13 protein-coding genes are annotated in these 21,632 nt (G+C 59.7%); 10 read left to right on the plus strand and 3 right to left on the minus strand.

Annotated features, from left to right (window positions below; genetic code table 11):
- Nucleotides 1-42: 42 nt before the first annotated feature.
- The 6 genes from TBK1r_RS17695 to TBK1r_RS17720 all read left to right on the plus strand — a co-directional run bounded on the left by TBK1r_RS17695 (nt 43) and on the right by TBK1r_RS17720 (nt 12,041).
- The gene (locus TBK1r_RS17695; protein ID WP_419581475.1) at nt 43-5,388 is read left to right on the plus strand and encodes a FlgD immunoglobulin-like domain containing protein; all 5,346 of its coding nucleotides are present in this window, start codon (nt 43-45) and stop codon (nt 5,386-5,388) included.
- Between the two features lie 93 nt (nt 5,389-5,481).
- Nucleotides 5,482-6,060: an ECF-type sigma factor gene (locus TBK1r_RS17700; RefSeq protein WP_145213325.1), complete on the plus strand. Its 579-nt coding sequence runs from the start codon at nt 5,482-5,484 to the stop codon at nt 6,058-6,060.
- A gap of 139 nt (nt 6,061-6,199) precedes the next feature.
- Nucleotides 6,200-8,626 (plus strand): serine/threonine-protein kinase, encoded by a 2,427-nt coding sequence (locus tag TBK1r_RS17705; protein ID WP_145213328.1) that lies wholly within the window; start codon nt 6,200-6,202, stop codon nt 8,624-8,626.
- 171 nt (nt 8,627-8,797) lie between these two features.
- On the plus strand, nt 8,798-9,496 hold the full coding sequence (locus TBK1r_RS17710; RefSeq protein WP_145213332.1) for a DUF4956 domain-containing protein: 699 nt from the start codon (nt 8,798-8,800) through the stop codon (nt 9,494-9,496).
- Nucleotides 9,497-9,563: 67 nt separating this feature from the next.
- The gene (locus TBK1r_RS17715; protein WP_419581476.1) at nt 9,564-11,450 is read left to right on the plus strand and encodes a CotH kinase family protein; all 1,887 of its coding nucleotides are present in this window, start codon (nt 9,564-9,566) and stop codon (nt 11,448-11,450) included.
- A gap of 135 nt (nt 11,451-11,585) precedes the next feature.
- Nucleotides 11,586-12,041, plus strand: a complete 456-nt coding sequence (locus TBK1r_RS17720; protein ID WP_145213335.1) for an SEC-C metal-binding domain-containing protein — start codon at nt 11,586-11,588, stop codon at nt 12,039-12,041.
- A gap of 339 nt (nt 12,042-12,380) precedes the next feature.
- On the opposite strand, the gene TBK1r_RS17725 is transcribed toward TBK1r_RS17720, so the two are convergent.
- The 3 genes from TBK1r_RS17725 to TBK1r_RS17735 all read right to left on the minus strand — a co-directional run bounded on the left by TBK1r_RS17725 (nt 12,381) and on the right by TBK1r_RS17735 (nt 16,278).
- Nucleotides 12,381-13,850 (minus strand): sulfatase family protein, encoded by a 1,470-nt coding sequence (locus TBK1r_RS17725; RefSeq protein ID WP_145213338.1) that lies wholly within the window; start codon nt 13,848-13,850, stop codon nt 12,381-12,383.
- A gap of 267 nt (nt 13,851-14,117) precedes the next feature.
- Nucleotides 14,118-14,687: a hypothetical protein gene (locus TBK1r_RS17730; RefSeq protein WP_145213341.1), complete on the minus strand. Its 570-nt coding sequence runs from the start codon at nt 14,685-14,687 to the stop codon at nt 14,118-14,120.
- Nucleotides 14,688-14,871: 184 nt separating this feature from the next.
- Entirely contained in the window at nt 14,872-16,278 is a 1,407-nt protein-coding gene (locus TBK1r_RS17735) for a DUF2254 domain-containing protein (protein WP_145213344.1), read from the minus strand.
- Nucleotides 16,279-16,837: 559 nt separating this feature from the next.
- On the opposite strand from TBK1r_RS17735, the gene TBK1r_RS17740 reads away from it, so the two are divergent.
- The 4 genes from TBK1r_RS17740 to TBK1r_RS17755 all read left to right on the plus strand — a co-directional run bounded on the left by TBK1r_RS17740 (nt 16,838) and on the right by TBK1r_RS17755 (nt 21,483).
- Nucleotides 16,838-18,625, plus strand: coding sequence for an exo-alpha-sialidase (locus TBK1r_RS17740; protein WP_145213347.1), 1,788 nt, complete (start codon nt 16,838-16,840; stop codon nt 18,623-18,625).
- 261 nt (nt 18,626-18,886) lie between these two features.
- Nucleotides 18,887-20,341: a sulfatase gene (locus TBK1r_RS17745; RefSeq protein WP_145213350.1), complete on the plus strand. Its 1,455-nt coding sequence runs from the start codon at nt 18,887-18,889 to the stop codon at nt 20,339-20,341.
- Between the two features lie 16 nt (nt 20,342-20,357).
- Nucleotides 20,358-21,077, plus strand: a complete 720-nt coding sequence (locus tag TBK1r_RS17750; protein ID WP_145213353.1) for a phytanoyl-CoA dioxygenase family protein — start codon at nt 20,358-20,360, stop codon at nt 21,075-21,077.
- Nucleotides 21,078-21,225: 148 nt separating this feature from the next.
- Nucleotides 21,226-21,483 carry a hypothetical protein gene (locus TBK1r_RS17755; protein ID WP_145213356.1) on the plus strand — a complete coding sequence of 86 codons (258 nt, stop codon included), beginning with the start codon at nt 21,226-21,228 and terminating at the stop codon, nt 21,481-21,483.
- Nucleotides 21,484-21,632: the final 149 nt, after the last annotated feature.

Here is a 21,632-nt window from a genome sequence, read left to right on the forward strand (position 1 = left end):
GTGTCCGGCAATGATGATCCGGTCAGTCCTCGCGATAGCAGTATGAATAAGATGAAAACGATACGCGTTGTTTTGACGAGTTCTATTTTGTTGATGGTTGCCGCCGTCCAGCCGCCGGATCGGGCGACTGCCGAGGAACTCGTCTTCGCCGGAGTGCTGGGAAATTCTGGGGAGAGCGGTCCGTCACTGGTGACCTTTGCCGATCAGCCGGCGGCGGGAATGGGTCCCGTGATCGACGACGACGCGGCGATTTGGGAGCGGGGTGGATCGACGCAGTTGAACCGATACGCGCTCGACGGACGGTTGTTGGCAAGCTACCCACTGCCCGAATCGACCGACCGCAACGATCAATTGACACGTGCCGGCGACGTCCTGTTGATGAGAATCCGAAACGCCCTCTACTCGCTGCCGCTCGACGCGGCCCCAGGTTCCATGCCGCAGCGATTGGACGTCAAGGCGGATATGATTTCGTCTAATGCGCTGGAGGGTCGCGTGGTGGTGTTTGACAAGCATCAGGATCAGCTGTTCTGGTTCGACCCGTCGACCGATGCGCGGACGAACATCGCGAATCCTGGATCGGATTTGTTCGCACTGCACGTCGGCGACAACGGGACCGTCTATGGCTTCGACGGCAAGCAAGTGCAGGCGTGGCGGGACGGTGTCGTGGTGGCCGGTTTCCCCACAGGCTTTCGCGGCGAACGACCACAACAGATCGGACGGCATTGGTACGCTCACGGTTGGCATGGCACGATCCATCGCATGAACGAGCGGTTCGAACCGGAACCGGGAGTGGTACTGGGTGGGGCGTCGGGATCGTTTATCGGGTATCTGCCGGAGAGTGCCGATCTGACCAATGGGCGCGGACTGGTGCATGTCCGCGACGATGTCTACGCCGTGTCGGGGCTCGCCGGCGTCGTTCAATTGCTACGCTGGAACGATGTGGAACAGAGGTTCGAATTGGCCCGCCGCATCGGAGCGTTGGCGAATCTGACCGGCGTCGCGCTCGATGAGCGGGGTAACATCTGGACGCCGCGCGGCAGTTGGCGGTGGGACGATACCTGCGAGGTGCCGCACACCGTGGGCGACAAAGAGACCGATGTTCACGCACAACCGGTCGTCTTGAACGGGCAGACGCTGTGTCTCGTGAAGAAGCACTACAACGATGTGCAACTTGCCATCGGGGCGTGCATTGATGACAGTGGTTGGTCGCGTTTGGAGAGCAGACGCGCGACCGATCTGGAACTGGCGGAATCGGTCAGCGGTGCGGTGGCCATTCCGCACGACAACGGTTTTTCGCTGCTGGTGGTCCAGCAAGGCGGCCAGGCGGTTGAAGTGGGCCTCACAGCGGACGGACGTCAGCGATCGAAACCCGAACCGGTCGTCATCGAAGGACTGAAAAGCTGTACGAGTCTTGCCTGGTTCGATGACCGATTGATTGTCGCCGACGGTGGAACGGTCATCGCCTACCAACGTGACGGCGACAAGCGGTGGACGGAAGCTTCACGAATCGCGGAATACGAAGCAGAGGCGTATGTCCACAGCGACGGTCGGCGGTTGGCGGTGTGTGATTCCGCCGGCGGGACGCTGCGTCTGTTTGATGCCGGTCTGTCAGAAGTGGCAATCCAAAATCGACTCGGCTCGCCCACGCACGTGGCGGTATCGGGCGATCGTGTGGTGGTCTACGAAGCGGGCCGCCAGCGTCTGGTCAAACTGCGACTCGCCGAACGAGCCGCCGAACCGGGCGCCCAACGGGGCGCCGAACGGGGCGCGGAACAGGTCGTCCGTCACGCTGAAGCACTGACAATCCACCCGGCTGAAACACAGCTCCACACCGATGCCGATTTCCAGGACTTCAGTCGCCCCGCTGGTCTACCGTTCGCCGTCGCCATCACCCCCGATCGACGAGGACTGGCCGTCTCTGTCCGCACGCGGGCGGAATCCGAACCCGAGATCCGAATGGGCATCGCCAACGCCAAACAGACGTTTGCGTTAATCGGCGAGGCTGGATGGCAAGCCGTCCAAGCAAACGATGGAACCGCCGCGGCCGAACAAACGCAGATGCCGACGCGATGGCAGCTTGGATTTCGCTTGCCCGCCGGGGACTGGTCTGCCTTTCGTTTTGCGGCGGCCGTTGAGACACCCCGACAGCGAGAACGGTTTGGGTTCCAAGACCATCGCGCCATTCACGCGCCATTTTCCGATGATCCCGCTGATTGGGCTCCGTTTGATCTGGAGGATTACCGCGAAGGCGTGAGTGGCCGGCGGCAGGAAATCCGGATCGCATTTCAGCAGCCTTCAAACGGCAAAGCGACTGTGGTCATCGAAGATGAATCCGGACGGCGGGTGCGGAATCTCGTGGCTGGGCGGTCGTTTTCCGGCGGACGGCAGACGCTGGTTTGGGACGGACTGGACGACCAAGGCAAACTGGTTCCGCCGGGAAGCTATCGCTGGCGAGGGATCACCCACCCGGGAATCGAACCGGTCTATCGAATGAACTTTGCCAACGGCGGCGAAGACACGACCGCCTCTTGGGGCCCCAACCACAGCACGTTTCATCACGCCGCCACCAACGGCAATCTCGTTTTCTTTGCCGCACCGGTGACCGAAGGCGGTTGGGCGCTCGTCGCGTTGGACGCCGATGGCAATTTCGTTCAAGGCTACGAACACCTACACGGTTACGGCATCGGACACGACGCGATCGCTGTCGACGACAAGTATCTGTACTGCGCCCAGGACGGGTTCACCTGGGGCGGGACCAAGGGGGTTGATCTCGGCAGCGACAACTGGACGGCAACCTGGAAACTCACCCTCGTCCGCTACGACATCGAGTCGGGCAAGATCGCGGAATTCCCCGGCAATCGGCGGGCTTTGGAAATTGATTCGATGCAGGTCGGGCCGGGGTCAAACCATTCGAATCTGGACGAATTCAACTTGGGCGGTCTGGCGATCAAAGACGGCAAACTCTATGTCGGATCGCGCGATAAACAAGCGGTGCTGGTGCTCGACGCCGCAACGGGCGATCGGCTTGAATCCCTGCCGCTGTCCGGTGTTCGGCATCTGACCGCCGGGTCGGAAATCTACGCGGCGACCGATCAAGGGGTGGTGCGACTCCGCGATGGAAAGACCCTTGTTCCCTCCGCAAAGATTGTCCCCGGCCTGGAAAGCGAACCCCAACTCAGCGGCATCACTGTCGCACCCAATGGCGACCTCTTGGTCAGCGACGCCAACTCGCACCAGATTCATCGCTTCAACGCGGAGGGCAGCTTGGTCGCGACGATCGGCGCCCCCGGCGGACCGTACAAGGGGGCCTACGATCCAAAGCGAATGGTCCATCCCGCCGGGCTTGTGTTCGGACCCGCCGGCAAACTTTGGGTGACGGAAAAACGCTGGAACCCGAAACGTGTTCTGGCGTGGGATGCGGCGTCGACAAGCCAGGTCGTCTATGAAAAGTTCGGCATGCCACACTACGGAGGCGACGGTTCAGGGTTCGATCCCGAGAACCCACGCCGCTGGATCGGGCTGGGCTGTTTCTGGGACGTCGATGTGGAACAAGGCTCGGCGCGGCCGACCCACATCGTGTCGTTGCAAGAAGGCCACTTCGGCAACTACGAACCGCACAGCTATCTCTTTTTCCGTGAAGCCGGCCGGACCTTTGTCTGCGCCCGCGGCAAGATTTCATTGATCTCCGAAGTCCTTCCCGACGGGACGCTCCACGACATCGTCGCCGTGTCCGACACGCATCACTTTGCCTACGGTTGCCAATGGGACCCGCCACAAGCCTACATCGATGCGTTCTATGCCAAATGGCCGGAGAAACGGGCCCAGGAAAAGCCTGGTACCAAGGGCGACGGAAAACCGTGGTCCCAGCGCGGCATGGGCGTGCTGTGGGTCGATCGCAATGGCGACGGCCAAACCCAACCAAACGAGTTTGATTTTTGCGGCGACAATCTGGCGTTGGGCGGTGGATCATGGGGGCATTTGCAAACGTCATTGACACTGTACTTGCCGCTTGCCGACGGCCAGCAAGTGTCAATCGTGGCGATCCGACCGCGCGGCTTCTCGCCCAACGGCGTGCCCAATTACCCCACCTTGGATGAAGCGATTGCCGAGGCAACGCCGATCGATCTGACACCCGGCTACAAACGCAACGGCGTGCCCACGGTGCGCGATCGTTTCGGACGTTTCATTTTTAATTCCGATCCGGAAATGAATGCGTATCAAACCGCCGTCGATGGCTCCGCGGTCAAATCGCTTGGTCCGCCGAGCGAACCACGAGCATCGCTCTGGAGTTTTCCGAACCAGTGGAGCAACGTCCATGGATCACACGACGCACCGTTGCCCGAACCCGGCGTGATGCAGGGAACACTCGGCATTCTCGGTCTGGCGTCGCTGGACGATCAAAGCGACGTGTTCTTTTTGAACGGCAACCATGGCCGCTGCTTCCTGCTGACCAGTGATGGGTTGTATCTCGACGAGGCCTTCGTTGACGTACGTGTGAGTTACCAGAACAACGAATACCGGCTGGGCGGCGAAATCTTCGGCGGCAGCTTTGGTCGCTCCGAGACCGACGGGCGGTACTTTGTGCAGATCGGCCACGGACCGTACCGCATCTATGAACTGACGGGATTGAGCGACATCACGCGCATCTCGGGATCCATCGACGTCAGCAAAGAACAGATCCTCGCGGCCCAACGGCAAAACCTGCGACGCGCTGCGGACGGCCAGGCAGCGAAGAAAGTCGACGTGCCTGGAACCTTGCAGTGGGACAAAAGTGGCAAGTTCCGCGTCCAGCTGGACCTGGACGTCGATGCCACGCATCTGCACCTGCATTTTCGGGTGGAAGATCGCTCGCCGTGGATCAACAACGGCCGCGATTGGACCAAGCTGTTCGCGACCGGCGACTCGGTCGATCTACAAATCGCGACCGACCCACAGCTCTCGCCCAAACGCAGCGGTCCTGGCGAAGGAGACAAACGGTTGATGATCGCGCCGTTGGACGGTCAGCCGATCGCAGTCCTGTACGAACACCGCAAACGGGGCGGCAAGAACCCCGTCGAATTCACATCGCCCTGGCGCGGTGAGAAAGTCGACAACGTTCGGCGGCTGCCCGCCGCTGCGATCGAAGCCAAAACCAGCGGCGGCGGGTACGAAGTAAAGGTCTCCGTCTTGCTCAGCGATCTCGGTTTGCATCCCCAGGCCGGACAAACCTATCGGGCCGATTTCGGCGTCACGTATGGCGATGCCGAGGGCACAGACACCAATTTGCGTTCGTATTGGTCCAACAAGAGCACCGGTTTGGTGGATGACATTCCCGGCGAAATCATGCTTTCACCAAACCTGTGGGGTGAAGTGCGATTCGAAACCGGTGCATCACCTGCGTCTCGTTAGAGTGCGCGCTTTTCCAGTCAACTGGTAAGAGCGGTTCCCACCTACCCTCTGCCAGCACGTGCTCTCTGCCGAAGGTCGATCTATACTGTGGCCATGGATGATGATGTCACGCAAATTTTGCAAGCGATCGATGATGGCGACCCGCAAGCGGCCAGCCGGTTGTTGCCGCTGGTTTACGACGAGCTGAGACGATTGGCTGCGCGAAAGATGTCGCAGGAATCACCCGGACATACCTTGCAGCCGACGGCACTGGTCCACGAAGCCTTCCTGAGGTTGATCGGGAATGAGGTTGCCGATCAAGCGGCCGAGCAGTGGGACAGCCGGGGACATTTTTTCGCCGCCGCGGCCGAAGCGATGCGGAGAATCTTGATCGAAAATGCCAGACGGCGAAAAAGCGTCAAACGCGGCGGCAATTTAGCGAAAAACGAACTGCAGGACGGCGACGCATTGCTGGACCCCGACGACCAGGACACCCTGCTGGCGCTCGATGAGGCGCTGACGCGACTGGCAGCGCTCGATGACGACCTGGCCCGTTTGGTGCAACTCCGATACTTCACGGGGCTGACGATCGACCAAACCGCCAAGGTCTTGAACGTCTCGCCACGGACGGCCAAGCGAAACTGGGCGTACGCCCGGGCCTGGTTGCGGCGTGAGATGGAGGACACGGAGTAACTTTCGTCTCGGCGGATTTTTTTGGCCCGCTTCGGAGCCGGATTTCGCATGACAGATACAATCGAGTTGCGTCTGCGCCGTCGACGCAGCCAGCGTTGTGGACTCTGTACCGGCGAAGTCATTTCGCGGCCGAATCAAAATGCACGAATCGTCAGAACAATCCATCTTTCTCGAAGCCCTCGATCTCGAGTCCGCAGAGGCCCGTGCGGGGTATCTGGACAAGGCCTGTGCCGGGAACGCCAAGCTTCGGGCGTCCGTGGAAAAACTACTCGGCGCCCATGTGCTGCCGGAAAATCCGCTCGACCACCCCGTCGCGATCCTTGCGCCAGATTCAACCCAGGATCTGAGCGAGACGCTCCAATTGAACCGGCCGATCGTGGAAGGCCCAGGCACGTTGATCGGCCCGTATCGGTTGATGGAGCAGATTGGTGAAGGTGGTTTCGGCTTGGTCTTTGTCGCCGAGCAACAACGGCCGGTCCGTCGGAAAGTCGCACTAAAAGTCATCAAACCGGGGATGGACTCGCGTGACGTGATTGCGAGATTCGAGGCGGAACGGCAGGCGCTTGCGATGATGGACCATCCGAACATTGCCCGTGCCTTCGACGCCGGGACGACAGCGACCGGCCGGCCCTACTTTGTCATGGAACTCGTCCGTGGCGTTCCGATCACGGAATTCTGCGACCAGCACGAGCTCAGTTTGCGACAGCGTCTGGAGATTTTCACCACGGTGTGTCGTGCCGTTCAGCATGCTCATCAAAAAGGCGTCGTGCATCGCGACATCAAACCGTCCAACGTTCTGGTGACGCTTCACGACGAAACGCCCGTCCCCAAGATCATCGATTTCGGTGTCGCCAAGGCGATCGGTCAAAGTTTGACCGACAAGACGATCTACACCCGATTTACGGCCATGATCGGCACCCCGCTGTACATGAGCCCCGAACAGGCCGAGATGAGCGGGTTGGACATCGACACGCGGAGCGACATCTACTCGCTCGGCGTGCTGCTGTACGAATTGCTGACCGGATCGACGCCTTTCGAACGGGAGCAATTTAATTCTGTCGGTCTCGATGAGGTCCGTCGCATCATTCGCGAAGTCGACCCGCCCAAGCCGAGCACGCGGCTGACCACGGTCGCGGCGGCTCTTTCCACAAGGTCGGCGACACGTGTTCGAAACCCGCAGCAGTTGTCCTCGGCGGTCCGCGGCGATTTGGACTGGATCGTCATGAAAGCGTTGGAAAAGGATCGCGGCCGGCGTTACGCGTCGGCCAGCGAACTGGCCGACGATGTGCGTCGTTTTCTCGCCGAGCAACCGATCGAGGCGCGGCCGCCGTCCCAGCTTTATCAACTCAGCAAATTCGCACGCCGCAACAAAGCAGCCCTCGTCACGGTTTCGCTGATCGCCGCGGCCATGATTTTGGGAACCGCCGTCAGTCTGTGGCAGGCGTCGGTGGCCTTTGGCGAGCGAAACGACAAAGACGCGGCCTTGCAAAAGGCGCTGCGACTGCAGCAGGAAGCGGACGCCGCACGTGAAGAAATCGCTCAATTCGCCACGACCATGAAGGAGGCCAACGTGTTGGTCACCAGCGGCCGGGCCCACGTCGATGGCCAACGCTGGGCAGCCGCCTACGCTGATTTCACCGAAGCGATCAAACGGCAACCCAACTACTACAACGCCTGGACCGAACGCGCGTCGCTGGAAGTCAAACTGGGCTTGTGGGACTTGGCGGCGCGAGATTTCTCCCAGGCCATCGAGTTGGGCGTGCCCGAAGACAACCCGGCCAATTGGGCCATCCCGCAACTGTTTCTACTGACCGGCGACACCGACACCTATCGCGAGTACTGCACAGCGTTGTTGCAGCAGGCCGAGCAGCGGGGCGAGCGCCCCTCGATGTCACTGATTCGCAGCTGCGTGCTGGCCAGCGACCCGGTCGGAGATCCTGAACAGCTGGCCGAACAAGCGGTGGAGTTCCTCGCCGAAATGGACGACGAACACGCCCAGGAATCGCAGCGCCCGCCACGATTTGCGCCCTGGGACCGCAGCGGACCACCGGTTGGCGGACCACTCGAACGAACCGACGGGCGACCGCCACAGTTTCGTGACCCGGGTCGACCACGCGATGGCGGACCGCCCCGACCGGATGAATTCCGACGCATGCGGATTCCCCGCGGCGTGATCCTCTACACGACCGCAATCGCGATGTACCGGGCGGAACGGTACGACGAAGCCGTCGCGTCGTTGAAGGAGGCGTTGACCGACGATCGATGGCGGAACATGCAGCCCGTGTATCCGGCTCTGGCGATGGCGTACCACCGCCTCGGCGATGCCGATCAGGCCCGGGAAGCCTTTGAGAGGTCGCAACAGGAAATCGACGCGCTGACGCAATCGATGGAGCAAGGCCCCGTCGGGTCAATGCCGATCCCGTGGTTTGACTGGATCGAATGCCAGTTGTTGCACCGTGAAGCCTCGATTCTGTTGACCGGATTTGCCCCGGCGGATGACCCGAGGCTGCGAGAAATCCAACAGCGTGGCCGGCGTCAAATCGAAGCCGGCGACGCGTCTTTCTAATGCCATCGCCGGCCCCGACGAGATCTTCATCTTTTCTTCAAGTTTTCTGGCCCGATTCCAGAATCGTTTTCGCATTGCCCTCCGTGAGACCCAAACGGGGCTCGCTCGCCATCCTCTTCCATCAAACCATCGTCGGTCGTGACCGATCGACGCGCAACACTGAATCGGCTCATGGAGTTCCTCGAGATCCCACTGTTTGACGACGACGTTTTCAAGCTGCTGGTGCGGTTCGGAATCGATCTCGCCTTCCTGTTGCTGATCGTCGTGTTTGCGATCTACCCCAACCAGCGAGAACGGGAATTCGCGTTCACGGCGGTGATGCTCAACGTGATCGTGTTTTTCATCTGTTTCACGATGAAAAAGCTGGAACTGGACCTCGGCCTGGCGTTGGGATTGTTCGCCGTCTTCGGCGTGCTCCGCTACCGAACCGACGCCATTCGCCCCAAGGAAATGACGTACCTGTTTATCGTCATCGGGATCGGCGTCATCAACTCGCTGGCCAACAAAAAAACGAGTTATGCCGAGATCACACTAGTCAACTCGGTGATTTTCGCCACCACGATGCTCAAGGAATGGATCGTCGGCAGGGTGCCGACTGAGTCGACGCCCAAAGCCGACGGAACCGCCAATGGTGCCGCCAGCGGCAACGGAAATGGGAATGGAAATGGAAAGTCAGGCGGTGGCAAAAAGGCGCCCAAGTACACCATCGAGTATGACCGGCTGGAATGGCTAGGCGACTCGCATCGAGAAACCCTGTTGGCCGATCTGCGGAACCGGATCGGCATGGACATCACGAAAGTCGAAGTCAAGTCGATCGATCTGTTGCAAAACAAAGCGACGCTGACGATTTGGACAGCGGCTGCGACGTAATCGCGAACCCCGGTTGGGCAACGTCGCCCAACCGTGTCTCCCTCCAACGAAACTGAGAATCTGCACGATGAAACGACGATTTCTACGCTTCACCCTGCTCACGGTCCTGGCCGGCTTGTCGGCCGCGGCGATGGCCCAGCCGCCCCAAGGCTTCGGCGGCCCGGGAGGTCCCGGCGGTTTTGGTGGCCCCGGCGGTTTTGGTGGCCCCGGCGGACCAGGTGGACCGCGCGAAGATCGAAAATTGGTCGAGCAATTCGACGAAGATGAAAACGGCTGGCTCGATCGCCAAGAGCGGGCCAAGGCACGCACGGCGGCGACAGAGGCGGCGGGCGAACAACGCGGAGGGTTCGGGCGTCCAGGCGGCGGACCGCCCGGCGGCGGAGGTCGTGGACCGCGCGGCCGCGGCAACCGCGAACCGGCCAAGCCCGGTCGTCAGCTCGCCGTCGACCAGGTCGAACATTTCCAAGACGCCGGTCTGTACGATCCGACCGTCCTGCGAACGCTGTTTTTCGAATTCGAGAATCAGGACTGGGAAAAGGAACTGGAGGACTTTCACGGCACCGACGTCGAAGTTCCGGCCACGGTGATCGTCGACGGAAAAAGATACACCAACGTCGGCGTGAAATTTCGCGGCCAGTCGTCTTACGGCATGGTTCCCACCGGCTACAAACGATCGTTGAACCTGTCGATCGATTTGGCCGACAAGGATCAGCAACTCTACGGGTACCAAACCCTGAACCTGCTCAACAGCTCCGGCGATCCGTCGTTCATGAGCACGGTGCTGTATTCGCACATCGCCGGTCAATATCTGCCGGCGCCCAAGGCGAACCACGTCCGCGTGGTGATCAATGGCGAAAGCTGGGGCGTGTACGTCAACGTGCAGCAATTCAACAAGGACTTTCTTGCCGAGCACTATGAATCGCCCAAGGGAACACGCTGGAAGGCGAGCGGAAGCCCCCGAGCCGATGCGGGCTTGCGTTACCTCGGCGACGACCTGGAAGAATACAAACAGCGTTTCGAAATGAAGTCCAACGACGGAAAGAAGGCTTGGAAGGCACTGGTCAAACTGTGCGAAACGCTGAATGAAACGCCACTCGATCAATTGGAACACGAACTCGCTCCGATGTTGGACATCGACGAAACGCTTCGCTTCTTGGCCTTGGATGTGGCTCTGGTCAACAGCGATGGATATTGGACGCGAGCGAGCGATTACAGCCTGTTTCTGGATAGCGACAAACAGTTCCACGTGATTCCCCACGACATGAACGAAGCGTTTCAAAGTGGCGGCGGTCGTGGTCCGGGAGGACCCGGCGGCGGTCGTGGTCCCGGAGGACCTGGAGGCGGTCGTGGCCCCGGAGGCCCCGGTGGATTTGGTCCCGGTGGACCGGGTGGTCCCGAAGGTTTTGGTCGGGATGATTTTGGGCCGCCGCCGGGCGGCGGATTCGGCCCGGGCAGACCGGGCGGCGGATTCGGCCCGGGCAGACCGGGCGATGGCCCACCGAGCGATGATGTGGCCGGAGAACGTCGACGCGGCCGTGGCGGGTTCGGCGGCCCAGAAGCTGGCGGCCGTGGCGGACCGGGCGGCCGTGGCGGCGGACCAGGGCATGGCGGTGTCGATCTCGATCCGCTGGTGGCGATCGACAACCCACGGATGCCGCTGCGAAGTCGGCTGTTGTCCGTGCCGAGCCTGCGGAGCAAGTATCTGCAGTACGTGCGAGAAATCGCCGAGCAATCTTTGGCGTGGAATGAAGTCGAACCCGTGATCGCGCGGCACGCCAAGCTGATCGAAGAGGAAGTCGCCGTTGACACGCGAAAGCTGGACACGTTGGAGGCGTTTGAGCAAGCGACTTCCTTGGAAACGCCCGACGAAAAAGGAAGCGGGCCGTCGCTACGCCGATTCTTTGAACAGCGGCAGAAGTTTCTGCTGGAGTACAAAGAGCCGGTCGACGGCTAACGCCGCGAAGACGGACTCGGCGAATAAAGTTCTGTTGTAAAAAGACAGGACCAGAGTTAGAACAGTGGGAAAGACCTTGGTGATCGGTCATTCGACACCGATCGCAAGGTCATCACCCCCCAAGGAGGACCGACGATGGGAGCGATCGCCGATGCGATGTCCGCGTATGCACAGCCACTGCTTGACCAGACCGACGGGTCACTCGAGCAGATGCAAATGGCCCTGAACGTCGCCATGGCCTGTTGGAACATCGGGAAGCTTCCCGAGGACAAACGACAGGCAGCCATCGATTCGCTCACCGAATCCATGGGGCTGGACGAAGCCGAACGGGAAGAGTTTCAGGAGGAGATACTGATGCCGATGATCAGGCGTCACGATGAAATGTTCGGGCAAGTGTTTCAAAGAAAAGCGCCGAGACGGTCAGAGTGGGAATCCACTATAGAAGTCGGTTCGGAATCCGATCTCGAATTCGGTTTGGAAGCACTGCCGCCCAAGGACCAGACCCCAAAACCAGGCCGCTACGATCCCTGCCCCTGCAACAGCGGGAAAAAGTACAAGTTCTGCTGCGAACGCGTGGCACGAGCCCGCTAGCGCTCCGTGTCACCTTGCGTTTCGGGTAGTCCGTAGTGGACGAGGCGACGAGTCCCCCGACAAGGCCGTAGTGGACGAGGCGACGAGTCCCCCGACAAGTCCGTAGTGGACGAGACGACAAGTCCTTGCCAATCTGCCGACTGCAGAGGACTCGTTGCCTCGTCCACGACCGGAAACTTTAGCGAGGCCCGGACGCTGGAGCGAAACGGCTGATCTCAAACGATGATTAGCCGTTTGGCGCGAGCCTACGGGCCACCGCGCGATGCTTCTTGTACGCGGCCGAGCGGCCTGTCGTTCCAGCCAACACCGGACGGCTCGCTCGTTCTACTTCGTGCCGCGCTACTTCGTGCCGCGTTTGGGCCGAACGGGCAACGGCGGAGTCGTCGGTCTCGGTCCTTCCAAATCGAAGAATCGCATGTTTTTGCCGACGTGGTTGTAGTCGCCCAGGTCCGATCGCATTTCGTCGGCAAGCTTCAGTAAAGCCTGCACGACCGCGGAATGGTCGCCCGCCACGTTTGTCGTTTCACCGGGATCACGCTCCAGGTCGACCAAGAACGGGCTGTCAAAACCGATGCGATCGGCCGGGGCGATGTGCACATTCCGGCGGAACTCCACCGCGCCGACGGGCTCGTCCTCACGCGGCAGATGCAGTTTCCAGTTGCCTTGACGGACGGCCTGTAAATGCACGCGCAGATAATAGAAATACGCTTTGTCTGGATCCGCTTTGTCAAACTCGCCGTGCAATAGATGCCGAATGTCTGCGCCGTCGATGACGCGATCAGACGGCAGGTCGGCACCGGCCAAGGCCGCGAACGTGGGCAGGACATCCAGCGTGCTGGCAATCGAATCACAGGTTTGTCCCGCCGGCACGTGACGATTCCCCCAAACGATGCAAGGCACCCGCACACCGCCTTCAAAGGTCGACACTTTGCCGCTTCGCAATCGACCTGCCGATCCGCCATGGTCGCCGGGAAGGTGTCCATCGGCATGGTTTTTGTTCTTGACCAGCCAGGGCCCGTTGTCGCTGGTAAAGATGACGTAAGTGTTGTCTTTGAGCCCCATCTCCGTGACGGCGTCGAGCAGTCGGCCGACGTTGAAATCGATCTCCTCGATCACGTCGCCGTATAGACCTCGTGGGCTGTTGCCTTTGAATTTCGGTGACGCGTCCAGGCGGGTGTGCGGCATCGTATGGGGGATGTAGGCAAAAAACGGTTGCTCCTGGTGTTTTCGCATGAACGCGATCGCCTCGTCGGTATACCGCCGGGTCAGCGTCGCCATCTCTGTTTTCGGTTCGATCAGTTCTTCATTGCGATACAGGTTGACGATCCTGTCGTTGCTCGTCGGCGTGCCAAAGAAATAATCGAAGCCTTGGCGGGTGGGGAATAGGTCCATGTAGAACCCCTGCTGGGCGTGCTTGGCCAGATCCCATTTGCCGAAGCAGGCGGTGGCGTAGCCTTTCGTCTTGAGGATCTCCGCGACGGTGATTTCATCGCTGTGAAGAATTGGGTGGACCTGCTTTGTGTTGCCGCGCTCGGCGACACGCATCGGATAGCATCCGGTCATCAACGCCGCCCGCGACGGACCGCAAATCGGTTGCGCATAGAAACTGGTGAACTTCACACCTTCGGCGGCCATCGCATCCAACCGCGGCGTGCGGATGTCCGTCGATCCGAAGCACCCCACGTCGGCGTAGCCCTGGTCGTCGGTGAAGATGACCACGAAATTGGGCGGACGATCTTCGGCAAACGTCACCGCCGGTGCGAAACACGCCCAACAGATTGTCAACAGACAAATGATTTTCAGCGGCATGGATCGCTCCCTTCGTTCCCTTGATCGGTCGTGCAGTCTTGAATCTCGCCCGGTCGGCGGGCATTGGAATTTGTATCTTAGTCCGTGTTCCGCGCTGCGTAGGGCATGCTGTGCATGCCCTTGCGGTGTCAGGCGTAGCCTGACACCGACGCAAGCTGGAAGCGTACGCCACGTGTAGCCGTGCATGCCATTGGGGTGTCAGGCGTAGCCTGGCACCGACGCAAGCTGGAAGCGTACGCCACGTGTAGCTGTACACCCCAATGCGGCTTATTCTTCAGCCGTCGCTTCCAGCTTCTTGAGAGAATGCTTGATCGCACCGATCAGTTTTTTCGAAGCATTGACGGAGAAACGGTAGCGATGTGACTTTTCCTTGAGTTTGTTTTCCAGATGTACGACTCGGGTATCGTTGTCGTTCGCCGCTGCCAAAGACCACTGAGCGCCTTCGAGCGCGGTCTTGATCTGCACTCCCTCCTTTGTCTCTCCAGGTTTCAATTCAATCGCATCGGTGATCGCTTTGATGAAAGCTCGGGTTTGATCTCCGTTGAGCATCAACATTCCGCCGCCGGGAGGCTGCGATTCCCCCGCTTTCAATGGCACCATCAGCGAGAGCTGCACCGCCGGATCCAGTCCCGAATAATTCGTGGCATTGACGTAGGTGTAACCGGTACGTGAGGACTCGACATGAACAAACGGAGAAGGATCGCCAATCCAGGATCTGTCGCCAATCACAACTGATTGCAGAGTGGGATCAAACGTATCGTCGTCGGCACTCCAGTCATCGGCCAGCAGCAGACCTGTCGATAACAAGAACAATAATGAGCAAAGCGGTCGGGCCATGGTGCACCTCTTCGTAGGTTGATTCGCGCGATCTTGTGGTCGATCTGTCCGCGTCGCCTCAGGATAGACGGATCGTCGGCGTTGTCGCAAGAAGCGGACCTAATCGTTGACGATCGCCCTCGCCGGATCAAGACGCACGCACATTGCCTATTCTACCTTTCACGCTCCACCGCTTTTTTCTCGATCAGGCTCTTCCGCCGATCCAGTTTCCCGTGTCGAGCACTTGTCGACGATACACTGGGTCGCGGAGCAGCCTGATGATTGATCGATAGCGCTCGTTTAGCAACTCCAACCCGCGTTCGTCATGGAGCGTCCTCTTGCTCGCGCGTCGCAGAGCAGCGGCATGTTTCACCAACAACCGACGGTGTGATTCGCTGGATGCCGAAACCGCAACCTTGGCAATCATTTCCATCATGTGGATCGACGCATTGCGGTCGGCCGAGACGTACGGCCGGAGCTGATCGAATACCAGCGACGCGAAATCCTCGAATTGTTCCGGTTCGGCAACCATGCGAAGCGTCTGGTTGTCATCGTATCGGTAGGCGTCTGGCATCTCTCGCTCGGCAAGATTCTCCAGTGCCGATTGAATCCAATCCATGCAGTTGATTGCGGTAAACGGATCGTTCACGCCGGGAGACAGTGCCCGCATCGCCACCTCGATGAGTTGGTCGAAGACAAATCGCAGGTTCTGCTTCGCCGTTCGCTGTGAGCCTGAAACGAACGTCGCAAGCAGTTGTTCAACGATCTCATCGGTAACATTGGATTCGGGGGATGCCAACATCAGCACATTCCCGGGGGTAACATAATCACCTGCGCGAAACCGCATCCGAATGACCAAATCGTTTTGCACGGCAATCTGCATCAGGCCATCCAGATCGACAAACTCCACGTATCCGGGGCACCTTGCTTTGATGGCCGTTGCCGTCTTGTAGAACGATTCGGGTAAATCTGATTCGACTTGCCGCTGGGATTTCTTTTCGTGTGGCTGCCCCGCACGGGAGGGAAATTGGTGCTCAATTTGCCGATTGAGGTCGCGCCCGATGCCCGCCACGATGTTGGGAACGTGAATGCTTTCAGGGATATGGTGAATGAAGTAGATCAGCACTCCTACACTGGCGATCGCCATCAGGATACCGACGATGATCGCGATGTGCGGGACAAACGCGGAAGTCACTGCGTCGGGGCCGCTACCGCTCTCCCCGTTGCGAACCGTCCTCAGGACCATCAGGCAATAGAGGAACGTCGAAATAAAGACGCCCAGGGTGAACTGGTTGCCGGTATCCCGCATGAAGTTCTTCAGAAGCCGCGGACCGACTTGAGAGGTGGTGTAGGAGATCGAGAGAATCGTCATGGAGAACGTGACACCGGCAACGGTAATCATCGATCCGGCGACACTGGAGAGCACGGCACGCGCGCCGGCGGGCTTGTTCGCGTAGAGCCAACTGACTTCCTCAAGCCAGCCGGCGCCGAAGTGGCTGTCGATCCCGGTCGTCACAAACGACAGCATGATCGCACCGACCGCCATCAAGGAGGGGACGAACCAATAGCTGTCACGAACGTGAGCCGCCCAGGTGATCAAAAACGCTTTCATAGTGACTCGGTGGTCGGGACCTGACGACTTACAGCGCACAAGCTGCCATCTGAAGATCTTAGCCCTATTTACCTGGGCAAATACCGTGCCGTCAAAAAAGGGTCAGGAGCCATTTTGGCAGACCGGGGGATTTGGCCGCGTCCGGACTCCGTTTGCAGCTCCTGCACGTTTACAGCCGCCCCTCTTTTTGCTGATCGTGATTGGTGGTTGACCGGCCAGCCAGGCTTGACAGGCACAGCGAAGATCGGATCGCGTTGATTGGGGAGCCTCGATTTCTTCGTCAAGCCGAATCCCTTCGTGTGTTGTGAACGTCCAAGCGGTTTAGGATTTCCGCGTGGCTACATTTCGCCGAGTCGCTGGACTAAAATGCCCGCCCAAATGCCCTTCCCCCCCTTCCTCAACGTCGTGCCCCATAATCTCCCGCACCGGTCATGACGTCCCCAGCCAGATCGCTCGCGATGAATGTCCCGGCAGACGATCGTCGGGAGATGTCGTCCCGCAGCTCGAAGCACTGGAATCGCCGCCAAGACCGGTCGGTCAGAAGTAGAAGAGAGGATTCATGAATACCATTGCCCGCGTGTCGATTCTGTTGTTGTTTGGCGGTGTGTCGTTGGCAGCACCAGCCGAGGATTCCGTTCGCTGGTCACTCGATGCGGTCGATTCGTCCGACATCGAACTCCACGGTAACGCTCGTGCGGGAGATGGAGTCGACAGAACCTGCGTCGTGTTGGACGGCCAGTCGACCCTCGAAGTGAAAGGCGTCGAAAGTACTTTCGAGCCTGACGAATTCACATTCATGATCTGGGTCAACCCCTACTCATTGGATCGCGATCAACAGATGATTGCCGCCAAGAATCGATATTCGATGGACGAACGCGAGTGGTCGCTGATGGTCGACCGCGACGGGCGTTTTCGACTTTATCTCTGGCAGGGTCGCTGGCTGACCGTCGAGGGACCGCAGGCACAACCTGGCCGTTGGCACCAGGTTGGCTTGGTGATGAAACGGGATCGCGCCGAGTTGTTCGTTGATGGAGCGATCAACGGAACCGTCAAGCTAGACCATCCGATCCGTTCGACGGGGGCACCGCTGACGTTCGGTGGCGTGAATGACGACGGGCAGATTCGGCAGACGTTGCTGGGGGCATTGGATGAAGCCCAGTTTGTTTCGCGGGCGCTGACGCCCAATGAGATCGCAGCGCAGTATCGACCGGTGACGGCGACACATCCGATTGCCAAACCGGCACCGCCCTATCCGTTATGGGACCCCGCAGCACCGCTTCCTGAGGCCGACGCGTTGCCGCAATTGACCGACGTTGAATTTCACGTGATCAAAAAGTGGGACAAACCGCGAGACGGCTATACGTTTCTACACGGCGTCTCACTCGCTTGGCACAAGGGACGGCTGTTCGCGTCGTTTGGGCACAACCGGGGTGCCGAAAACACGGTCACCGAAGAAGCCCAGTATCGTGTCAGTGACGATGGCGGGAAGACCTGGGGACCGCTGCAGGTGATCGACGCCGGTGAAGAAGAGAATCTGGCCGTCAGCCACGGCGTCTTCCTTTCTCACAACGAAACCTTGTGGGCGTTTCACGGCGCCTATTACGGACGCATGGATCGCATTCACACGCGTGCCTATCGCTTGGATGAAGCGACCGGCGATTGGGAACCCCTGGGGATCGTTCTGCAACGCGGTTTCTGGCCGATGAATCAACCCGTGCCGATGGACGATGGCAATTGGATCATGCCCGGATTCCTCGGAAAACGCTACTCGGGCGACAAAGCGTTCCCGGCCGCGGTTGCGATCAGTCACGGCGACGACTTCACCCGCTGGGACCTTGTGCCGATTCCCGTCGAAAACTCGGTCAATCGCATGTGGGGAGAATCATCGCTGTTTGTCGACGGCAAGAATGTTTTTAATCTCGCTCGATACGGCGGCGCGGCGGTGGCGTTGGCCGCGACCAGCGAGGACTACGGCCGCACCTGGTCGGCATCCCGTCCCAGCAATCTCCCCATGGCGACCTCCAAGCCTGCCGCCGGGGTGTTGAGTACCGGCCAGCGGTACCTCGTCTGCACCACGGCCGAGGACAACGGGGGAAAGCGAACACCGCTGACGATCGCCGTTTCTCGCCCGAACGAAAACACATTCAGCCGAGTGTTTGTCATCCGCCGCTCCGTGCATCGCGATCAGCCGGGAGAATCCGCCGAACAACTGAGTCTGTCTTATCCCTGCGCGATCGAGCACGACGGCAAATTGTACGTCGGGTATTCCAACAACGGCGGCCGCCGCGGGAATCTCAACAGCGCCGAGCTGGCGGTGATCCCGGTGGAGGCCCTTCGCGTCAGGTAGGGGGATCGATTGGGTCGAGGGAAGAAGGTCAAAAAATGGGTCGGTCAAAACATGAAGGCAGTCACTCGGGCCCGACTCGAGACCCCGCCGCCTGCCGCGCCCCCATTTTTCGACCGCCCCCATTTTTCGACCGCCCCCATTTTTCGACCAACCCATTTTTTGACCAACGTCTCTCACTCCGCAAACGACGCGTTCTGATCGCGAAAATGGTATGATGCCAGACGCCCTGATTCACATTTGACGCCGCAAACGGTCTTTCTGATGCCCCTGATCCGATCCATCCTGTTGGCCATTTCGCTGGCGATGTCTTTCACCGGCGCGGTCGCCGCCGAACACCCCAATGTCGTTCTCGTTGCCATCGACGATCTCAACGACTGGGTGGGATGTTTGGACGGGCATCCCCAAGTGCAAACGCCGCAGATCGACAAACTGGCGTCTCGGGGTGTGAATTTCACCAACGCGCACTGCCAGGCACCGATTTGCAATCCGTCTCGGATCAGCATGTTGCTGGGCAAGCTACCGTCAACGACAGGCCACTACTTTTTGGCTCCCGGTTTTCGCGACGTCGACGTGACCCGCGATGCCGTGACGATGTTCCAACATTTTCGCGCCGGCGGCTATCGCGCCGAGTCGATGGGCAAGGTGTTTCATGGTCCTTCAGACGCGGCATCGTTCGATCATGTTCAGCGATCGAGCGGATACCGGCGTCCGCCCGGACAAAACGAAAAGCTGCGGTACCGGGTGCCGGGTTCGCATCCCGCTTGGGATTGGGGCCAGATCGACATTGCCGACGAAGACCAACGGGATTATCACACCGCGGCGTGGGCCGCCAAGCGGATTCCGGAGTTGGCCAAACGCGATGAACCGTTCTTCCTGGCGATCGGCTTTCATCTGCCCCACGTGCCAATCTACGCCACGAAAAAATGGTTTGACATGTATCCGCTGCAGACGCTGGTGATGCCGCCGGCGCAGGACGGAGACCTTGACGACGTGCCGCCGATCGCGGTTCAGTTGAGTCTGAATCCGACCGCTCCGAGATACGAGTGGATGAAAGACAACGGCGAAGACAAACATGCCGTGCAGGCCTACTTGGCTTCCATCTCATTTGTCGATCATCTGGTGGGAATGGTGACCGATGCGGTCGACGCGGCCGGGCTTGGTGACGATACGATCGTCGTTCTGTTTAGCGATCACGGTTTCCACCTCGGCGAAAAGAACAAGTGGGCCAAGCGTAGTCTGTGGCAGCGAACCACGCGGGTTCCGCTGATCGTCGCCGGACCGGGGGTCACCGGCGGAGCGGTTTGCGACGCGCCGGTGGGTTTGATCGACATCTATCCCACGTTGGCGGAAATGTGCCGACTGCCCATCCCGGACGGACTGGACGGGCACAGCCTGAACGGATTGTTGAACGATGCCGCATCGCCGTGGAGTCATCCCGCGATTTGCACGTTTGGACCGGGGAATCACTCGATCCATTCGCGGGACTATCACTACATCCGTTATCGCGACGGTTCAGAAGAACTGTACGACCATCGTCGCGACAAGGACGAACACAACAATCTCGCCGGCGATCCGAAGCTTGCCGCGATCATCGCTGAGCATCGCCAGTGGGTGCCCGCCCAGGACGCGCCGATGGTCCCCGGCAGCCGGGGCAGCGACTCACCGCTGTACGGCGAAGCCGAAGGGCTGCAAAAGGCGATGAAGCGAGGAAAGTAGAATCGCTGCTGCCGACATGAACGACTGGCAACTGGACCGCGACGGGTTTTGTCTGCTCGAGCAAGCCGTGCCCGCGGAATCGATCGCGAGCTTGCTCGTGGCGTGCAGCCGCGCCTTTGACGATGACAGCCAGGGGGTGCGGGCGCGGTCGAGTCGCGGCCATGTGTATGCGGCGCGAAATCTGATCGAGTCGATTGCGGAGGTGACAACCGTTTGGCAGCGTGATCCACTGTTGCCATTCCTGCGTGAGCGACTCGGCACGGGATTCGGTTTGGTGCGTGCCCTGTTCTTTGACAAGCCACCGGATCGCACTTGGGCATTGGCATGGCACAAGGACACTTCGGTCGCGGTGAAAGACAACTCGATCACGTCCGCATCGTTTTCACGCCCCACCACGAAAGCCGGGGTGCCACACCTGATCGCATGCGACGAAGTCTTGAAGCAGATGCTCACGCTGCGGATTCACTTGGACGACGTCACCGACGAAAACGGCCCGCTGCGCGTCATCCGGGGATCGCATCGATCCAGCAACAGCGAAGGAGAATGCCTGGACGGGGCGGTTGACATTCATGCCGCCGCCGGTGATGTACTGGCAATGCGCCCGCTGATCAGCCATTGCAGTGGTCCGTCCAAGCCGGGCACGACACGTCATCGACGGATCTTGCACCTGGAGTTTGCAGCGTCCTCGACATTGCCCGACAGCGTGCAGTGGCATGATTTCGTCCGCAACGGTTGACTCGACTGGTGGACAGCACTGGTGGCGGTGCAGATACTGAAGTCATACCTTGAAAAAGGATGTCGCAACGGCAGGGCGAATGCATTGCCGATGACGAATCGAATCGGGAAGAATCAGAGAGTTGCGCGTACAACGGCGGTTGCGGATCATGAAGAAACACGAATGGCGTGAGAAAACCAACGAAGGCGCCACGCGTCTGGTCACCGCCACCCGCCACGGCGGCAAATGGAAACTCCAATCGCGACTGAAGTCGGACACCGAATGGACTCAATTTCCGGTCATCGAGTTGGAAGATCTCGAAACCCTGCGTGAATTGCTCTGGAACAAGTATCAGCGCAATCGCATCCCCCACGAACAGGTGCTGGAAATTGATGCCCTGATCGAAGCGGCCAAACAGAACGAATAGGTTCGCGTCGGAACCGGTATAAATTTCACTTCCACTGCTGCCAATGCCGAACCGACGGGCCGTGGTCCGGGGCATGCCTTACGACGACAAGGTATCAAATGGCTTACGCCGTACCGCGGTCGTGCCAGATCGCTTTGGTACACCGTTGA

It is taken from the genome of Stieleria magnilauensis (genome assembly GCA_007753675.1).
GTDB lineage: Bacteria > Planctomycetota > Planctomycetia > Pirellulales > Pirellulaceae > Stieleria > Stieleria magnilauensis.